Annotated in this window: 15 protein-coding genes; 5 read left to right on the plus strand and 10 right to left on the minus strand. The window is 71.4% G+C overall.

Going from position 1 to position 13,007, the window contains the following annotated elements; genetic code table 11:
- The first annotated feature begins 35 nt into the window (after nt 1-35).
- Together ABEB12_RS09485 and ABEB12_RS09490 are read left to right on the plus strand one after the other, a co-directional pair.
- Nucleotides 36-1,505, plus strand: coding sequence for a lytic transglycosylase (locus tag ABEB12_RS09485; RefSeq protein WP_185066639.1), 1,470 nt, complete (start codon nt 36-38; stop codon nt 1,503-1,505).
- Nucleotides 1,506-1,521: 16 nt separating this feature from the next.
- On the plus strand, nt 1,522-2,463 hold the full coding sequence (locus ABEB12_RS09490; RefSeq protein WP_185066638.1) for a Ppx/GppA phosphatase family protein: 942 nt from the start codon (nt 1,522-1,524) through the stop codon (nt 2,461-2,463).
- Here ABEB12_RS09490 and ABEB12_RS09495 read toward each other — a convergent pair.
- Genes ABEB12_RS09495 through ABEB12_RS09505 form a run of 3 tightly spaced genes read right to left on the minus strand, consistent with a single transcriptional unit; the run spans nt 2,460 to nt 4,035 of the window.
- The gene (locus ABEB12_RS09495) at nt 2,460-3,278 is read right to left on the minus strand and encodes a class I SAM-dependent methyltransferase (RefSeq protein WP_185066637.1); all 819 of its coding nucleotides are present in this window, start codon (nt 3,276-3,278) and stop codon (nt 2,460-2,462) included. The two genes, ABEB12_RS09490 and ABEB12_RS09495, sit on opposite strands and share 4 nt — an antisense overlap.
- 50 nt (nt 3,279-3,328) lie before the next feature.
- A complete protein-coding gene (locus ABEB12_RS09500; protein WP_185066636.1) occupies nt 3,329-3,799 on the minus strand; it encodes a TA system VapC family ribonuclease toxin in 471 nt (156 codons plus the stop codon).
- A complete protein-coding gene (locus ABEB12_RS09505) occupies nt 3,796-4,035 on the minus strand; it encodes a ribbon-helix-helix protein, CopG family (RefSeq protein WP_185066635.1) in 240 nt (79 codons plus the stop codon). The genes ABEB12_RS09500 and ABEB12_RS09505 overlap by 4 nt, the downstream gene beginning before the upstream one ends.
- An 81-nt stretch (nt 4,036-4,116) precedes the next feature.
- Here ABEB12_RS09505 and ABEB12_RS09510 point away from each other — a divergent pair, with 81 nt between their 5' ends.
- A complete protein-coding gene (locus tag ABEB12_RS09510; protein ID WP_185066634.1) occupies nt 4,117-4,848 on the plus strand; it encodes a uracil-DNA glycosylase family protein in 732 nt (243 codons plus the stop codon).
- On the opposite strand, the gene ABEB12_RS09515 is transcribed toward ABEB12_RS09510, so the two are convergent.
- Both ABEB12_RS09515 and ABEB12_RS09520 read right to left on the minus strand, forming a co-directional pair.
- The gene (locus tag ABEB12_RS09515; protein ID WP_185066633.1) at nt 4,832-5,239 is read right to left on the minus strand and encodes a PIN domain-containing protein; all 408 of its coding nucleotides are present in this window, start codon (nt 5,237-5,239) and stop codon (nt 4,832-4,834) included. The genes ABEB12_RS09510 and ABEB12_RS09515 overlap by 17 nt on opposite strands.
- Nucleotides 5,227-5,466 carry an AbrB/MazE/SpoVT family DNA-binding domain-containing protein gene (locus ABEB12_RS09520; RefSeq protein ID WP_185066632.1) on the minus strand — a complete coding sequence of 80 codons (240 nt, stop codon included), beginning with the start codon at nt 5,464-5,466 and terminating at the stop codon, nt 5,227-5,229. The genes ABEB12_RS09515 and ABEB12_RS09520 overlap by 13 nt, the downstream gene beginning before the upstream one ends.
- Before the next feature lie 110 nt (nt 5,467-5,576).
- Here ABEB12_RS09520 and ABEB12_RS09525 point away from each other — a divergent pair, with 110 nt between their 5' ends.
- The gene (locus ABEB12_RS09525; RefSeq protein WP_185066631.1) at nt 5,577-6,893 is read left to right on the plus strand and encodes an FAD-dependent oxidoreductase; all 1,317 of its coding nucleotides are present in this window, start codon (nt 5,577-5,579) and stop codon (nt 6,891-6,893) included.
- Nucleotides 6,894-6,947: 54 nt separating this feature from the next.
- On the opposite strand, the gene ABEB12_RS09530 is transcribed toward ABEB12_RS09525, so the two are convergent.
- The 3 genes from ABEB12_RS09530 to ABEB12_RS09540 all read right to left on the minus strand — a co-directional run bounded on the left by ABEB12_RS09530 (nt 6,948) and on the right by ABEB12_RS09540 (nt 10,657).
- The gene (locus ABEB12_RS09530; RefSeq protein WP_185066630.1) at nt 6,948-7,946 is read right to left on the minus strand and encodes a right-handed parallel beta-helix repeat-containing protein; all 999 of its coding nucleotides are present in this window, start codon (nt 7,944-7,946) and stop codon (nt 6,948-6,950) included.
- Between the two features lie 48 nt (nt 7,947-7,994).
- A complete protein-coding gene (locus ABEB12_RS09535) occupies nt 7,995-9,179 on the minus strand; it encodes a DUF445 domain-containing protein (RefSeq protein ID WP_345702732.1) in 1,185 nt (394 codons plus the stop codon).
- Between the two features lie 380 nt (nt 9,180-9,559).
- Nucleotides 9,560-10,657 carry an NAD-dependent epimerase/dehydratase family protein gene (locus ABEB12_RS09540; RefSeq protein ID WP_185066628.1) on the minus strand — a complete coding sequence of 366 codons (1,098 nt, stop codon included), beginning with the start codon at nt 10,655-10,657 and terminating at the stop codon, nt 9,560-9,562.
- 72 nt (nt 10,658-10,729) lie between these two features.
- Here ABEB12_RS09540 and ABEB12_RS09545 point away from each other — a divergent pair, with 72 nt between their 5' ends.
- Nucleotides 10,730-11,611: a LysR substrate-binding domain-containing protein gene (locus tag ABEB12_RS09545; protein WP_185066627.1), complete on the plus strand. Its 882-nt coding sequence runs from the start codon at nt 10,730-10,732 to the stop codon at nt 11,609-11,611.
- Here ABEB12_RS09545 and ABEB12_RS09550 read toward each other — a convergent pair.
- Nucleotides 11,604-12,506, minus strand: a complete 903-nt coding sequence (locus ABEB12_RS09550) for an Abi-alpha family protein (protein ID WP_185066626.1) — start codon at nt 12,504-12,506, stop codon at nt 11,604-11,606. The two genes, ABEB12_RS09545 and ABEB12_RS09550, sit on opposite strands and share 8 nt — an antisense overlap.
- 188 nt (nt 12,507-12,694) lie before the next feature.
- Nucleotides 12,695-12,994 (minus strand): hypothetical protein, encoded by a 300-nt coding sequence (locus ABEB12_RS09555; RefSeq protein ID WP_185066625.1) that lies wholly within the window; start codon nt 12,992-12,994, stop codon nt 12,695-12,697.
- Nucleotides 12,995-13,007 lie beyond the last annotated feature (13 nt).

The raw sequence follows: 13,007 nt of genomic DNA on the forward strand, positions 1-13,007 counted from the left end.
GCAGGGTGTGCGCGGGTACGAGGGTGGGAGGGCGGGTGGAAGTACGGAGTGGCGGCCAGCGGGGCTGGCTGCTGCTCTTTGCCGGCTTCGGCCTGCTCGCGGTGATCGGCGTGCTGCGCGGCGGTGGCGATGACGCCCCCGCCGGTTCCCCGGATGCCGCGGCTGACCGGGTAGCCCCCGGGGGCCTGCCCGCGCCGCTGCTCGGCGAGTCCGCCTCGGGTGGTTCGCCGACCGGGCAGCTCACCATCACCGACCCGCCGCCGGACGTGCAACCGGTGCCGGCCCGGCCGGGCGCCAACGGGGTGCCCGCGCTCGTCCAGGAGGCCTACCAGCGCGCCGAGCGGACGCTGGCCGAGTCCGCGCCGGCCTGCCGGCTGAGCTGGACCCTGCTCGCCGCGATCGGGCGCGCCGAGTCCGGGCACGCCGCCGGGGGCCGGCTAGATGCCACCGGGCACACCGTGGGACGCATCCTCGGCCCTCGGCTGGACGGCTCGCCCGGCCTGGCCAGCGTGCCGGACACGGATCAGGGCCAGCTGGACGGCGACACCGCATGGGACCGCGCGGTCGGGCCGATGCAGATCGTCCCGTCGATCTGGCGCCGCTACGGCGCGGACGGGGACGGGAACGGGCAGGCCCAGCCGGACGACCTGGACGACGCCGCGCTCACCGCCGGCCGCTACCTCTGCGCCGCCGCCACCAACCTGACCGACCCGGCCAACCAGAACGCCGCCGTGTTGCGCTACCGGAACTCGCCGGCGTACGCGGAGGCGGTGCGGAACTGGTCGGCCGAGTACGCCCGCGCCCCGGCGGCCGGCCAGCCGGGCGCCCCCGGCACCGTTCCACCGGGCGCCCCCGGCACCGTTCCGCCGGGCGCGGCTCCGCCGGTGAACCCGTTCGAGGAGCAGGCCGCCACCCCCCGGCCGGGCGCCGTGGAACCGCCGGCGCCGCGCGCCCTGCCCGACGTACCCCGCGCCCTGCCGAACCCGCCTCGCGCCACCCCTAAACCGCCCCTGGTCACGCCCCGGACCAGGGCCGCTGTCCCCGCTCCGCGCCGGTCCGCGCCGTCGCGACCGACCACCATCCGGGCCAACCCGTCGAGCTCGGACGCCGCCGACCAGGACGACACCACCCCGGCCCCCTCGACCCCGGCGCCGAGCACGAGCCGCGACTCCACCCCGAGTTCCCCGCCGAGTTCCGCGCCGAGCACCGCGCCGAGCTCCACTCCGAGTAGCACGCCGAACTCGTCGAGCGACTCGAGCAACTCCAACAACTCCAGCAACTCGAGCAGTTCCGCGCCCACCTCGTCAGAAACCCCGACCAGCCGCCCACAGGCCACCCCGACCGGGGACCCGCCCACCGGCCCGAAGATCGTCATGCTGCCGTCCATCCCGGGGAACACCCCGGGCGGTGGCGCCGCCGAGACCCTGCCCACGTCCTCGGTCCCGCCGACCCCCTCCTCGGTACCGTTGCCATCGTCCAGCCGGCGACCGGCCGGCGGCGAATGAGCACCGAGGAGCGCGCATGCCGAGAGTGGCCGCCATCGACTGCGGGACCAACTCGATCCGCCTGCTCGTCGCCGACGCGGATGATGGCCGGCAGCTGACCGACGTCCACCGGGAGACCCGGATCGTCCGGCTGGGGAAGGGCGTGGACGCCACCGGCCGGCTCGCCCCGGAGGCCATCGAGCGCACCCGCGAGGCCCTGGCCGACTACACCGACATCCTGCGCGCGGCCGGCGCCGAGCGGCTGCGCATGGTCGCCACCTCGGCCACCCGGGACGCGGCCAACCGGGAGGACTTCTTCGGCATGGTGCGCGACACGCTCGGCCAGGACGCCGAGGTGATCAGCGGGGACACCGAGGCCCGGCTGTCCTTCACCGGCGCGGTCGGTGACCTGTCCGCCGAGGACGGCCCGTTCGTGGTGGTGGATGTGGGCGGCGGGTCCACCGAGGTGGTCATCGGCACCCGGGACAACGGCGGGGTCGACGTGTGGGCCGCGCGCTCGGTGGACATCGGCTGCGTGCGGATCACCGAGCGCTGCCTGCGCTCCGACCCACCCACCGACGCCGAGCGCGCGGATGCCCGTGAGCTGGCCCGCTCGGTGCTGGCCGAGGCGTTCGAGCACGTGCCGGTACGGGACGCGCGGACCTGGGTCGGCGTGGCCGGCACGGTGACGACGCTGTCCGCCGTGTCCATGGACCTGCCGGAGTACGACTCCGAGGTGCTGCACCTGTCGCGCCTGAAGCTGCCCGAGCTGTACCGGGTGAGCGACGACCTGCTCTCCCGCAGCCGGGAACGGCGGATGGCCTACGGCGCGATGCACCCCGGCCGGGTGGACGTGATCGGCGGTGGTGCGCTGATCGTCGCCGTGCTGGCCGAGGAGCTGGCCGAGCGGGCCAACATCACCGAGTTGGTGGTCAGCGAGCACGACATCCTGGACGGCATCGCCCTGTCTCTCCTCTAGAACTCGTAGCGCAGGAACCGCCCGACGTTCTTGAAACCGGGCAGCCGGGACAGCACCCGGTAGCTGGTGCGGCCCTCGCGGGGGAACTTGTCGCAGCGGTAGATCTCCAGGCTGCGGATCGCGTCCCGGCAGCGCAGGCCGGGATGCCAGGACTCCAGCACGCTCGGGTCCTCGATGGCCCAGTGCAGGGTGGCGCCGGAGTTGCGCACCGCCGGCACCAGCTTCTGCATGCGGATGCCCATCTTCCCGTAGCAGTCGAACAGCAGCTGCCCGCTGGGGAACCGCTCGGCGATTCGCTGGATCAGCCGCTTCCCGTCCTCCTCGGTGAGGTACATCGACAGGCCCTCGAACACCGTCGCGGTGGGCCGGTCGGCGGGTACCGAGTCCAGCCAGTCGTCTTCGGTGACCGAGGAGGCAATGGTGTGGTAGTCGCCGTCGGGGGTGGTCAGCAGGCGCTGGCGCAGCTCCATGACCTGCGGGTAGTCCACGTCGTACCAGCGCACCGTGGAGGCCGGCGCGAGGCGCTGCGCCCGGGTGTCCAGTCCGCAGGCCAGGTGCAGCACGGTTGCCTTCTCGTGCTCGGCCATGAACTCGGCCGTCCAGTCGTCCAGCTGCTTGGCGCGCAGCGCGACGCCGGCGGCGGTCACCCGGTTGACTCCGGTTCGGCGGAAGTCGTAGTCGACGCGTTCGACCGCCCGCGCGGCCGCGTCGTCGCCCAGCACCGGGTTCTCCGCGCGGCTGTCCACGGCTCGGCAGTAGAGCGTGGTCAGCAGCGTTTCCGGCGCCCCGGTGAGGGAAATCTTCTCAAGATCCACGGCAGCACAATACCGCCGGAAAGCCCCCGCTCAAGGGGCCGTTTCGTGAACTATCGCGCCCGCTGCACGGGCGGGGTGAAACCCGGTGGTTCGGGGTCCAGTGGGTGGCGCACCCGCAGGCCGGGGAAGCGCGCGAACCCGCGGTCAGCGGTGTGCCATTCGGCGTCCTGCTCGATGGCGAGCGCGGCGAAGTAGGCGTCCGGGACGGTGTTGCCCTTCGCGCCGACCCGGCGGCACAGCTCGGTGAAGATCGACCAGTGCCGTCGCCCGGGCTCCAGCGGCACGACGGCCGGCGCGGCGCGAATCCGATCCAGGATGTCGAGCGCGGTATCGATGGCCAACGGTTCCGGCAGAATCTTCGGGCTGGTCGCGATCCGGAGGAATCCGCTCGCCACCAGCGACGAGATGCCGACCGGTCGGTCGCCGTTGAGCGTGGTGCGCAACCAGTCCGAGTACTCGGCGTGGTGTGGGTCGCGTTTGTTGTGCGCATAAACCAGCACGTTGACGTCGCAGGAGATCAACGGTCTTCCATGAGGTCGAGCGTCGCCGCGTTGTCGTCGAGGTTGACGCCAGGCAGGTAGCCGCCGCCGTCGAAGGTCAACGGTTCGAATCGGGCGCGCGGGGGCTCTTCCCGCTGCCGGAGCAGGCTCTCCCGCACGCTCTCCTCGATGACCTGGCTGACGGTCTGACGCCGCTCGGCGGCGAGCCGGCGCACCTCGTCCAGCAGGTCCTCGTCAATGGTGATCGTGGTCCGCATGCACACAATCATACGGGGTCTGCATCGTGATGTATTCAGGATATTCATTGGTGCTTGCGACGGGTGCGTACCGTGTACCGCGTGGCCACGGAAACGGTGATCGACACGGTGGCGCGCCTGGACCAGGCGGTCAGCGAGTGCCGGGCCTGCCCCCGGCTGGTGACCTGGCGGGAGCGGGTGGCCCGGGAGAAACGGGCCGCCTACGCCGACCAGACCTACTGGGGCCGGCCGGTGCCCGGGTTCGGCCCCTCGGACGCGCGGCTGCTCATCGTCGGGCTCGCGCCGGCCGCGCACGGGGCCAACCGCACGGGCCGGATGTTCACCGGCGACCGCAGTGGTGACGTCCTCTACGCCGCGCTGCACGCGGAGGGCCTGGCCAGCCAGCCGACGGCGATCCACCGCGGCGACGGCCTGGAGCTGTACGGCACCCGGATCACCGCGCCCGTGCACTGCGCCCCGCCCGAGAACAAGCCGACCCCGGCGGAGCGGGACACCTGCCGGGGCTGGCTGGTCAGCGAGCTGCGGCTGCTTGCGCCGACGATGCGGTCGGTGGTGGTGCTCGGCGGGTTCGGCTGGCAGGCGCTGCTGCCGGTGCTGGGCGAGTCGGGGTGGGTGATCCCGAAGCCGCGCCCGGTGTTCGGCCACGGCGCACACGTCGTGCTGGCTCCGGAGACCCGCCCGGCCCCGTTGCACGTGTTCGGCAGCTACCACGTCAGCCAGCAGAACACCTTCACCGGCCGGCTCACCCCGGAGATGCTGCGCGCGGTGCTGCGCCGGGCCGCCGACCTGGCCGGCCTCAATCCGCCGGTATGACCTGAACCCGGTCCGGCGCGGCGTTGGCCAGCCGCTTGTCGAAGGTGGACACGGTGGCCTGCTCCACGGTCGCCGTGGCGACTACCAGTGCATCCGGCATCTGGATCGAGGGCCGTCGTGCGCGCAGTTCGGCGGCCACGAAGGCGATTTCCTCATCGACCTCCCGAACCGGCCCGAACGCGTCGAGCACGGTCTGCATCGCTCCTCGGGCCGTCCGCGGGTTCGACCGGATTCGGCCCACCATGACCTCGGCCAGCACCACGGTGGGCAGCAGGTAGCCGTCCCTGTTCTGGTGCATCCGCTGAAGGTGGCGCGCGGCGGCGTCGTGGTGAGGGTCGTTCGGGTCGAAGAACCCGATCAGCAGGCTCGAGTCGAGGACTACCGTTCCCATTCGTTCCGCAGCTCTTCCAGCTCCTCACGGGTGGTGAACCCGCCGGCGCCGCACAGCCTCTCGAACGCCTCCCACCGAGGGTCGCGCTCGCGGATGAGCCTGAACACACCGTCGGCGACGACCTCAACCCGCAGCACGTCGCCGGGGGAGACGTTGGCCGCGTGCAGCGCGGCGACCGGCAGCGTGACCTGGTTCTTCCGGCTCACCTTGGTGGTCCGCACCGGCATTTCATCCTGCTTTACCGCAGCCGTCATAAGTAAAGCTTACCCGAAGTAGCGACAAGCCTCACCCGGTTAACGAGATGGTTTGCCCCGCGCCCGATGGGAACATAGTTGGCATGGCACGCAATATCGTGATCGTCGGTGGTGGCTATGTCGGCATGTACACGGCGCTGCGCCTGCAGCGCAAACTGTCCGCCGACGAAGCCTCCATCACGGTGATCGACCCGCAGGCGAACATGACCTACCAGCCCTTCCTGCCCGAAGCGGCGGCCGGGTCGGTGGAGCCCCGCCACGTGGTGGTGCCGCTGCGCAAGGTGCTCCGCAAGTGCCACGTGCTGACCGGCCGGGTGACCGCGATCAACACCGAGGGCCGGGAGATCACCGTCGAGGCCGCCGCCGGCCACGTGAGCCAGCTGGGCTACGACGTGCTGGTGGTCGCGCCCGGCTCGGTGGCCCGCACGCTGCCCATCCCCGGCCTGGCCGAGCAGGGCATCTCGTTCAAGACCGTGGCCGAGGCGATCTACCTGCGCAACCACGTGCTCTCCCGGATGGACGCCGCCGCCAGCACACTGAACCCGGACCTGCGCCGCCGGCTGCTGTCCTTCCTGGTCATCGGCGGTGGCTACGCCGGCGTGGAAGCGCTGGCCGAGCTGGCCGACATGTCCCGCTACGCCAGCCGGTACTACGAGAACATCCAGCGCTCCGACCTGCGCTGGGTGCTGGTGGAGGCGGCCGGCCGGATCATGCCCGAGGTCAGCCAGCCGATGGGCGAGTACACCGTCCGGCAGCTGCGCGACGCGGGTATCGAGGTGTTCCTGAACACCCGGGTGAACTCCATGGAGCACGGGCATGTGGTGCTGTCCGAGGGCACCGAGTTCGACGCCGACACCATCGTGTGGACCGCCGGCGTGAAGCCCAACCCGATGCTGGCCAACACCGACCTCCCGCTGGACGAGAAGGGCCGGGTCATCTGCGACGCCGAGCTGCGCGTGCAGGGCCGCCCGGAGGTGTTCAGCGCCGGCGACTGCGCCTCGGTGCCCGACCTCTCCAAGGACGACCCGAACGCCCGGACCAGCCCGTCGGCGCAGCACGCGGTGCGCCAGGCCGCCCGGCTGGGCGACAACATCGTGGCCCAACTGCGGGGCAAGCCGGTCAAGCCGTACAGGCACAGCTACGCCGGCTCGGTGGCCAGCCTGGGCCTGTACAAGGGCGCGGCGGAGATCTACGGCATCAAGCTCAAGGGCATCGTGGCGTGGTTCATGCACCGCACGTACCACCTGAGCCGGATGCCCACGTTCAACCGGAAGTTCCGCATCGTCACGGACTGGACCCAGGCCCTGCTGTTCCGCCGCGAGGTGGTCTCCCTGGAGCAGATCCACGAGCCCAAGGCGGAGTTCTCCCGGGCCATCGGCAAGGACAACAAGCAGGCTTGAGCCGCGCCGAAGGCGCTGGCCGAGCGCGCGCCCAGTCAGGCGCGTGCGGGAGATTCAGGGCGCCCCGCCCGGCACCGGCCCCTGGTAGCCGGGGCGGGAGCTGTCGTCCATGCCGACCTCGAACTGGACGGCCGGGTTCAGCTTGTTGCCGGAGACCTTGGCGCCGGTGCTGCGGTTCTGCAGCGCGATGGCGTGGTGGATGGGGCCGGCCAGCTCGTTGCCGGTGAACACCACGTTCCGCGCGTCGTCGATCTGCAGGGCCTGGTCGGCCCGGTTCTGGCAGTAGTTGTTGGTGAACCGGATGTCGGTGGTGGCGCCCACGCCGCTGCCGTCGCCGGCCTCGCTGTTGGGGCCTTCCACGATCAGGCAGGTGTTGTCGATGTCCTCGCACCGGTTGCGGTCGATGGTGATCCGCTGGCTGGCCTGGTGCTCGGCGTCGGTGGCGAAGGTCTGCATGCAGTCCGCGTGCGCCCGGATGTTGCGGGTGTTGCGGATGGTGTTCTGCTTGATGACGATGTCGCTGCCCCAGAACCGGATGCCGTCCCCGTCGTTGTTGCGCGGGTTGCCGATGAACGCGTTCTCCAGGGTGATGTGGTGGCCGTCCAGGGCCACGCCGGGGGCGTCCGCGTTCACCGAGTTGATCCCGGAGATGGACACGTAGCTGGCATCCACGCTGATCCCGTGCACCGTGGTCTTCCCGTCGCCCACCAGCTGGATCGGCGCCTGCGGGGTGCCCGAGCGGCCCACCACCAGCCGGGTGGTGGGGAAGTTGCCGAACACGCAGATCTTGCTGCCGCCCACCGCCACGTTCAGCGCCTGGCCGAGGCCGATCGGCTCGGTGGCCGTGTACGAGCAGCCGGTGGGCCTGGCCAGCGGACGGATGATCCCCGGCTTGGCCTTGGCCGGCGGCGCGGCGGAGGCGCTGGCCGGCGGCGGGGCGGCCGGGGCGGCACCGGGCGGGCGCACGATGGGCACGTCGCTACCGCAGGCGGCGACCAGCGCGGCCAGGCAGGTGAGGAGCGCGGGGAGCGCGGCCCGAGGCCAGAAGGGCATTGGGCGAGCGTAGTAAAGCGGAAAGAGTGGACCCGGAACTGGGCCGGGTCAGCGGGTGAGGAACTCCACGACCAGGATCTGCAGCTCACCGACCATGAACCCGAGCATCGCGCCGGTGGCGATCAGGATCCACTCGTCCTGCTCGAACGCCGGCCGCAGCAGCCGTTCGAACTGGTGCGGGGTGAGCTGCTGCATCTTGGTCATCAGCGTGTTGCGGATGTCCATCGCGTCGGTGGCGTACTCCTCGATGTGCGCCATCGTCTCCGGCAGCCGTTCCATCACCTTCACCGTGACCAGCTGCTTCATCCGCTGGTAGCGGCGCCCGCCGACCGCCATCACGACCAGTGGGCGGGCCATCCCGGACTGCGAGTCCACCATCCGGTGCACCTCGCGCTGCACCAGCGCGAACAGCCGGTCGGAGAGCGGCCCCTTGAGTACCGCTTCCACCACGTTGCGCGGAGTGATGATCTCCTTCGCAATGAGGTCGCCGTAGTCCCTGGCCACCTCGTTGCGCCGCTTGAAGAACAGCCCCTGCCAGGTGAACACGCCGAAGAAGCGGCGCGGCTCCACCGGCCGGAAGACCATCTTCAGCGCCAGCCAGTCGGTGGCCCAGCCGGTGATCAGGCCGAACGCCGGCAGCAACAGCGGCTCGCGGAACACCGCCCACGCGATGGTCTGCAGCACCCCGATGGCGAGCCCGAACGGCGCGCCGCAGTTGGCGATGAACCGGAACTCCTTGTGCCCGGCCTCGCGGAAGATCCGGTTGAGCAGCGCCTTGTCCCGGACCAGGTTGGTGACCACCATCTCCTTCAGGTCGAACACCGAGTTGATGTCCGTCTGGATCTGCTGCATCACCGTCTCGACGATGCGCGGCGACTGCCGCCGCACCCGGTCGACCACCATTTCCTTGACCCGGCTGGGCAACGCTTCCCAGAGGTCCGGCTGGGTGGCCGCCATGACGTCCCTGGTGATCTCCTCGATCCCCTCGACCAGGGGTTTCTCGATCTCCTCCGCCACCCGTTTCGGGTCCAGCCGGCTGAAGATCTCCGCCGGCGTGATGAGCTGGCTGGTCATCGTGTCGCAGGCGATGCCGGCCATCTTGGCCGCGCGCCGGGGCACCACGCCCTGCCAGCCGAGGAACGGCTTGCGCCCCTTGAACTCGAGCGGCTTGAACATCATCTCGATGGCGACCAGCTTGGTCACGTAGCCGATCGCCGCCGCGATGAACGGCATCGAGGCATAGACCGGCCAGTTGCGCGTGACGTCCGCGAGAATTTCGGCGGGGCTGTTCAATGGGCCGGTCCAGGATCCGTGGCGGGCGATCGGTCGACAGATCGTCGTTGCCCGGCGCCCCCAATGCAAGCCGACCGGCCCCAAGTTCCCAATCCGTTGCCCGCGAGTCGGGAATCCAGGTACGGCGAGTCGGGGATCCAGGTACGGCGAGTCGGGGACCAAGGCACCGCGAGTCGGGGATCCAGGTACGGCGAGTCGCGGATTCGGGTACGAGCCGCGTTGGGGGTCGCACACGGCCGCTGTACCTGAAATCCCGACTCACCGTGCACGAATCCCCGACTCGCCGTACCTGGATCCCCGACTCGCCGGGGGTGGGTGGGTTAGGGGATTACTTTGCGGCGGCGGAGGTTCTCGAAGATGTCGAGGAACATGCGCTCGGTTTCCACGAAATCGTGGAAACCGAACCGGCGGGCCTTGCTGCCGTCGGCGAAGAAGTCGTAGTCCCAGGAGAACACCGCGTCGCCGAAGCGCCAGGACGACACGTCCTGGTAGCCGTACTTCAGGTCGTGCCGCTCGGTCATGCGCCGCCAGAGCGGCTCCTTGTCGGCCATCACGTCGGTGAGCGGCATGTGCAGCGGCGGGGCCACCTCCAGGCCGAACCAGCCGGCGATCTTCGGCCACATCTCCCGCCAGCGGAACAGGTCACCGTTGTTGATGTTGAAGGCCTGGTTGGCGGTGGCCGGCGAGGTGGCCGCCCACACCGCGGCGCGCGCCAAGAGCCCGGCGTCGGTCATCTCCAGCAGGGTGTCGTAGGCGCCCGGCCTGCCGGGGAAGCGCAGCGGCAGGCCCAGCTCCTTGCTGATCGCCGCGTAGACCGCGATCACCATGGCCAGGTTCATCGGGTTGCCCACGCCGAACCCGCAGACCACCGACGGGCGCAACGCGGACCAGGTCCAGGACCCGGCACTGCTCTCCAGGAACTCCTGCTGGGTGACGTTGAACTCCGGCGGCATGTGGCCGGCGTCGTCCTCCCGGGCCGGGGTCTTGAACGGGCCGAGGTGCGCGCCGTAGACCTTGTACCCCTGCATCAGGCTGACGTGGCGCAGCCCGGGGGCGGCCGCCTCGATCGCTCGCACCGAGTTGACCAGCATCGCCACGTTGGGCTCGACCAGCTCGGCCCAGGTCGGCCGGTCCTGGAAGGCGGCGTAGAAGATGTGCGTCGCGTCGCTCAGCCCGGCCAGCGAGGCGCGGGAGGCGGCCGGGTCCAGCAGGTCCACCGAGATGTGCCGAACCCGCTCGGTGGACGGCGCCGGTGTCCCCGTCGGCCGCCGAACTGGGCGGCCGCCCCAGCCCGACTCCGCCGGGCGTCGGGAAAGCCCGACCACCCGCCAGTCGTCCAGGGCGGACAGATGGTCGACCAGGGTGCGGCCGATCACGCCCTGCGCGCCGACCACCACCGCCACGTTCTCTTTGCTCATGGCATCCAGCGTGCGCCCGACCGAAACCACAAGTCCAATGCATGTTCTTCCGGTCTGCCATAGATTCTGTTCATGCTCAGTCTGCGCCAGCTGGAGTACCTGGTCACCGTGGTGGACACCGGCTCGTTCACCCGCGCCGCGGCGGCGCTGCACGTCACCCAGCCCGCGCTGTCCCACCAGATCCGGGCGCTGGAGCGGACCACCGGCGGGCCGCTGCTGGAACGCCTGCCCCGGGCGGTCCGGCTGACCCCGATGGGGCGGGCGATGCTGCCGCACGCCCGGGCGGCGCTGGCCGACGCGGCGCGGGCCGGCGTGGCCGCCCGGCAGGCCGGTGGCCTGCAGTGCGGCGAGCTGGACGTGGCCACGATCTACTCGGTCAGCCTGGGTGTGCTGCCGCCCGTGCTGCGCGCGTGGCGGCGGGACCACCCGGACGTGCACGTGCGGCTGCTCGAGTTCCGGCACGCCGACGAGTTGCACGCGGCCATGCTGGCCGGCCGGGCGGACGTGGCGGTGGGGCCGGCCCCACCGGACTGGGAGGGGACGGTGCGCGAGCTGGGCCACGAGGAGTTCGTGCTGGTACTGGCCGCCGACGACCCGTGCGCCGCCGGTGAGGGGCCGCTCCCGCTGACCGAGTTGGCCGACCGGGCCTGGGTGCACTATGCCCCGGGCCACGGTCTGGCCGAGCTGGTCGACCGGGCCTGCGCGGCGGTCGGGTTCATCCCGCGCGCGGCCGTGCGCACCGAGCAGACGGCCACGGCGCCGGTGCTGGCCGCCGCCGGCCTCGGGCCCACGCTCACCCCGGAAAACGTGCTGCCGGCACGGTTCGACGGGGTGGTGCGGCGGCCGGATCCGCCGATCACCCGGCTGCTCACCGGCTACGCGCGGGCCGCCGCCGACCCGTTGACCTCGGCCTTCCTGGACGCGCTGGAGCGGAACGCGCGGGGGGTCAGCTGAGCGCCGGACCCGTGCCGTTGGTGCCGTTGGCCGTGGTGACCGGGCGGAACGCGGTATCCGGCTGGAACCCGGGACCGGGCTCCGGGCGGCGCAGCGCGGGCGCCATGGCGTCGGCGTCCAGCAGCTCGGAGTCGGAGAGCGGGGACGGCTCGAGGTCGTCCTCCGGCCGGCAGGCCTGCCACAGCCGGCGGCCGAGCGGCGAGATGCGCAGCGTGCGGCGGATCATCCGGCTGTTCAGCCGGCCGGCCTCCTTGGCGTCCTCCTCGGCCCGGCGCACGCTCGGCTCGCCGAGCAGGATGTCGTAGTGCACGGCCAGCGAGTCGTCGGCCGGGCCTTCCTCGGCCAGGCCGAGCGCGCGCAGCCGCCCGACGTAGAGCGGGACCGCGTCCGGCACCTGCACACCGGCCGCGCGCCCCACGGTGCTGGCGTTGGCCAGCACGGTGCGCCAGCCGTTGGACCGGGACTGCACGTGGATCAGCGGGTAGCTGGTGCCGTCGGCCAGCGCGGCCAGGATGCGCGCCTCGTCCGGCACCAGGTGCAGCAGCAGCGCCCGGTAGAGCTCCTCGACGCTGGTCGCGCTGTCCGCCTCGATCGAAGCGGTCAGCAGGTCCTCCAGCATGCGCGCGGCGGACCGGGGCGCCCCGGGCTGGCCGAGCGGCGCGCCCCGGCGCACCCTCGGCTCGTCCAGCTGGTCGAGGCGGGTCTTCAGCTCCCGCAGCACCGTGTCCTCGGCCCGCGACCAGCCGGCCAGTAACTGCTCCACCGGCACGACGGGGACCTGCCGCGCCAGCTCGACGCTCGCGCTGGTCAGGTCGGCCGCCAGGGTGCGCACGTCACGTAGCACGGTTCCCCAGGACGCGGTCAGGCCCCGGACTGGCTCGGTTAGGTCGGACACGCCGCCCAACTTACCGGACGGTATCTAAGAGCCGGTTAGTGAACTTCGCTGTCGGCGCGGAACGGCGCCAGCGCGGCGCCTGGCGGCGTTGTCGTCGTCGCCCATAGCTCCGCTATGAGCTCCTCCTCCGCCTGGCCAGCCACCCCGCTGATCACCGTCCGCATCCGACGGAAGTCCACTAACCGGCTCTATCGAAAACCGTAGAACCACTTGCCGCCGCCGTGTACTCGGTCACGCCGGCAGCCCAGTGACTCCTGGCGCCGGGTGTTCCGCCGGTCCAGCTCGCAGGCGTACTGCGAGTCGAACGGACCCGCGCAGCTGAACCGGTCGGGGATAGCGGCGTCCGCGCAGGTGCCGACAACGGGCTCGGCGGTGCGTACGACGGGGGCGGAGCTGATCGGGGTCGCGCTCAGGAAGGTGGCCGTGACCAGCAGCAACAGGCCGGTCAGGATGCCCGTTGCGCGAGTGTCTGAGGTGGTGGGAGTCATGCGCACATCCCGC

It is taken from the genome of Actinospineispora eucalypti (genome assembly GCF_039543365.1).
GTDB lineage: Bacteria > Actinomycetota > Actinomycetes > Mycobacteriales > Pseudonocardiaceae > Pseudonocardia > Pseudonocardia eucalypti.

Bases quoted from the DNA above. Each gene is read 5' to 3' on its own strand.
- ABEB12_RS09490 (WP_185066638.1), top strand. From the start codon at position 1,522: ATGCCGAGAGTGGCCGCCATCGACTGCGGGACCAACTCGATCCGCCTG.
- ABEB12_RS09505 (WP_185066635.1), bottom strand. From the start codon at position 4,035: ATGCGGACCACGATCACCATTGACGAGGACCTGCTGGACGAGGTGCGC.
- ABEB12_RS09515 (WP_185066633.1), bottom strand. From the start codon at position 5,239: ATGGGAACGGTAGTCCTCGACTCGAGCCTGCTGATCGGGTTCTTCGAC.
- ABEB12_RS09520 (WP_185066632.1), bottom strand. From the start codon at position 5,466: ATGCCGGTGCGGACCACCAAGGTGAGCCGGAAGAACCAGGTCACGCTG.
- ABEB12_RS09525 (WP_185066631.1), top strand. From the start codon at position 5,577: ATGGCACGCAATATCGTGATCGTCGGTGGTGGCTATGTCGGCATGTAC.
- ABEB12_RS09530 (WP_185066630.1), bottom strand. From the start codon at position 7,946: ATGCCCTTCTGGCCTCGGGCCGCGCTCCCCGCGCTCCTCACCTGCCTG.
- ABEB12_RS09535 (WP_345702732.1), bottom strand. From the start codon at position 9,179: ATGCCGTTCATCGCGGCGGCGATCGGCTACGTGACCAAGCTGGTCGCC.
- ABEB12_RS09540 (WP_185066628.1), bottom strand. From the start codon at position 10,657: ATGAGCAAAGAGAACGTGGCGGTGGTGGTCGGCGCGCAGGGCGTGATC.
- ABEB12_RS09545 (WP_185066627.1), top strand. From the start codon at position 10,730: ATGCTCAGTCTGCGCCAGCTGGAGTACCTGGTCACCGTGGTGGACACC.
- ABEB12_RS09555 (WP_185066625.1), bottom strand. From the start codon at position 12,994: ATGACTCCCACCACCTCAGACACTCGCGCAACGGGCATCCTGACCGGC.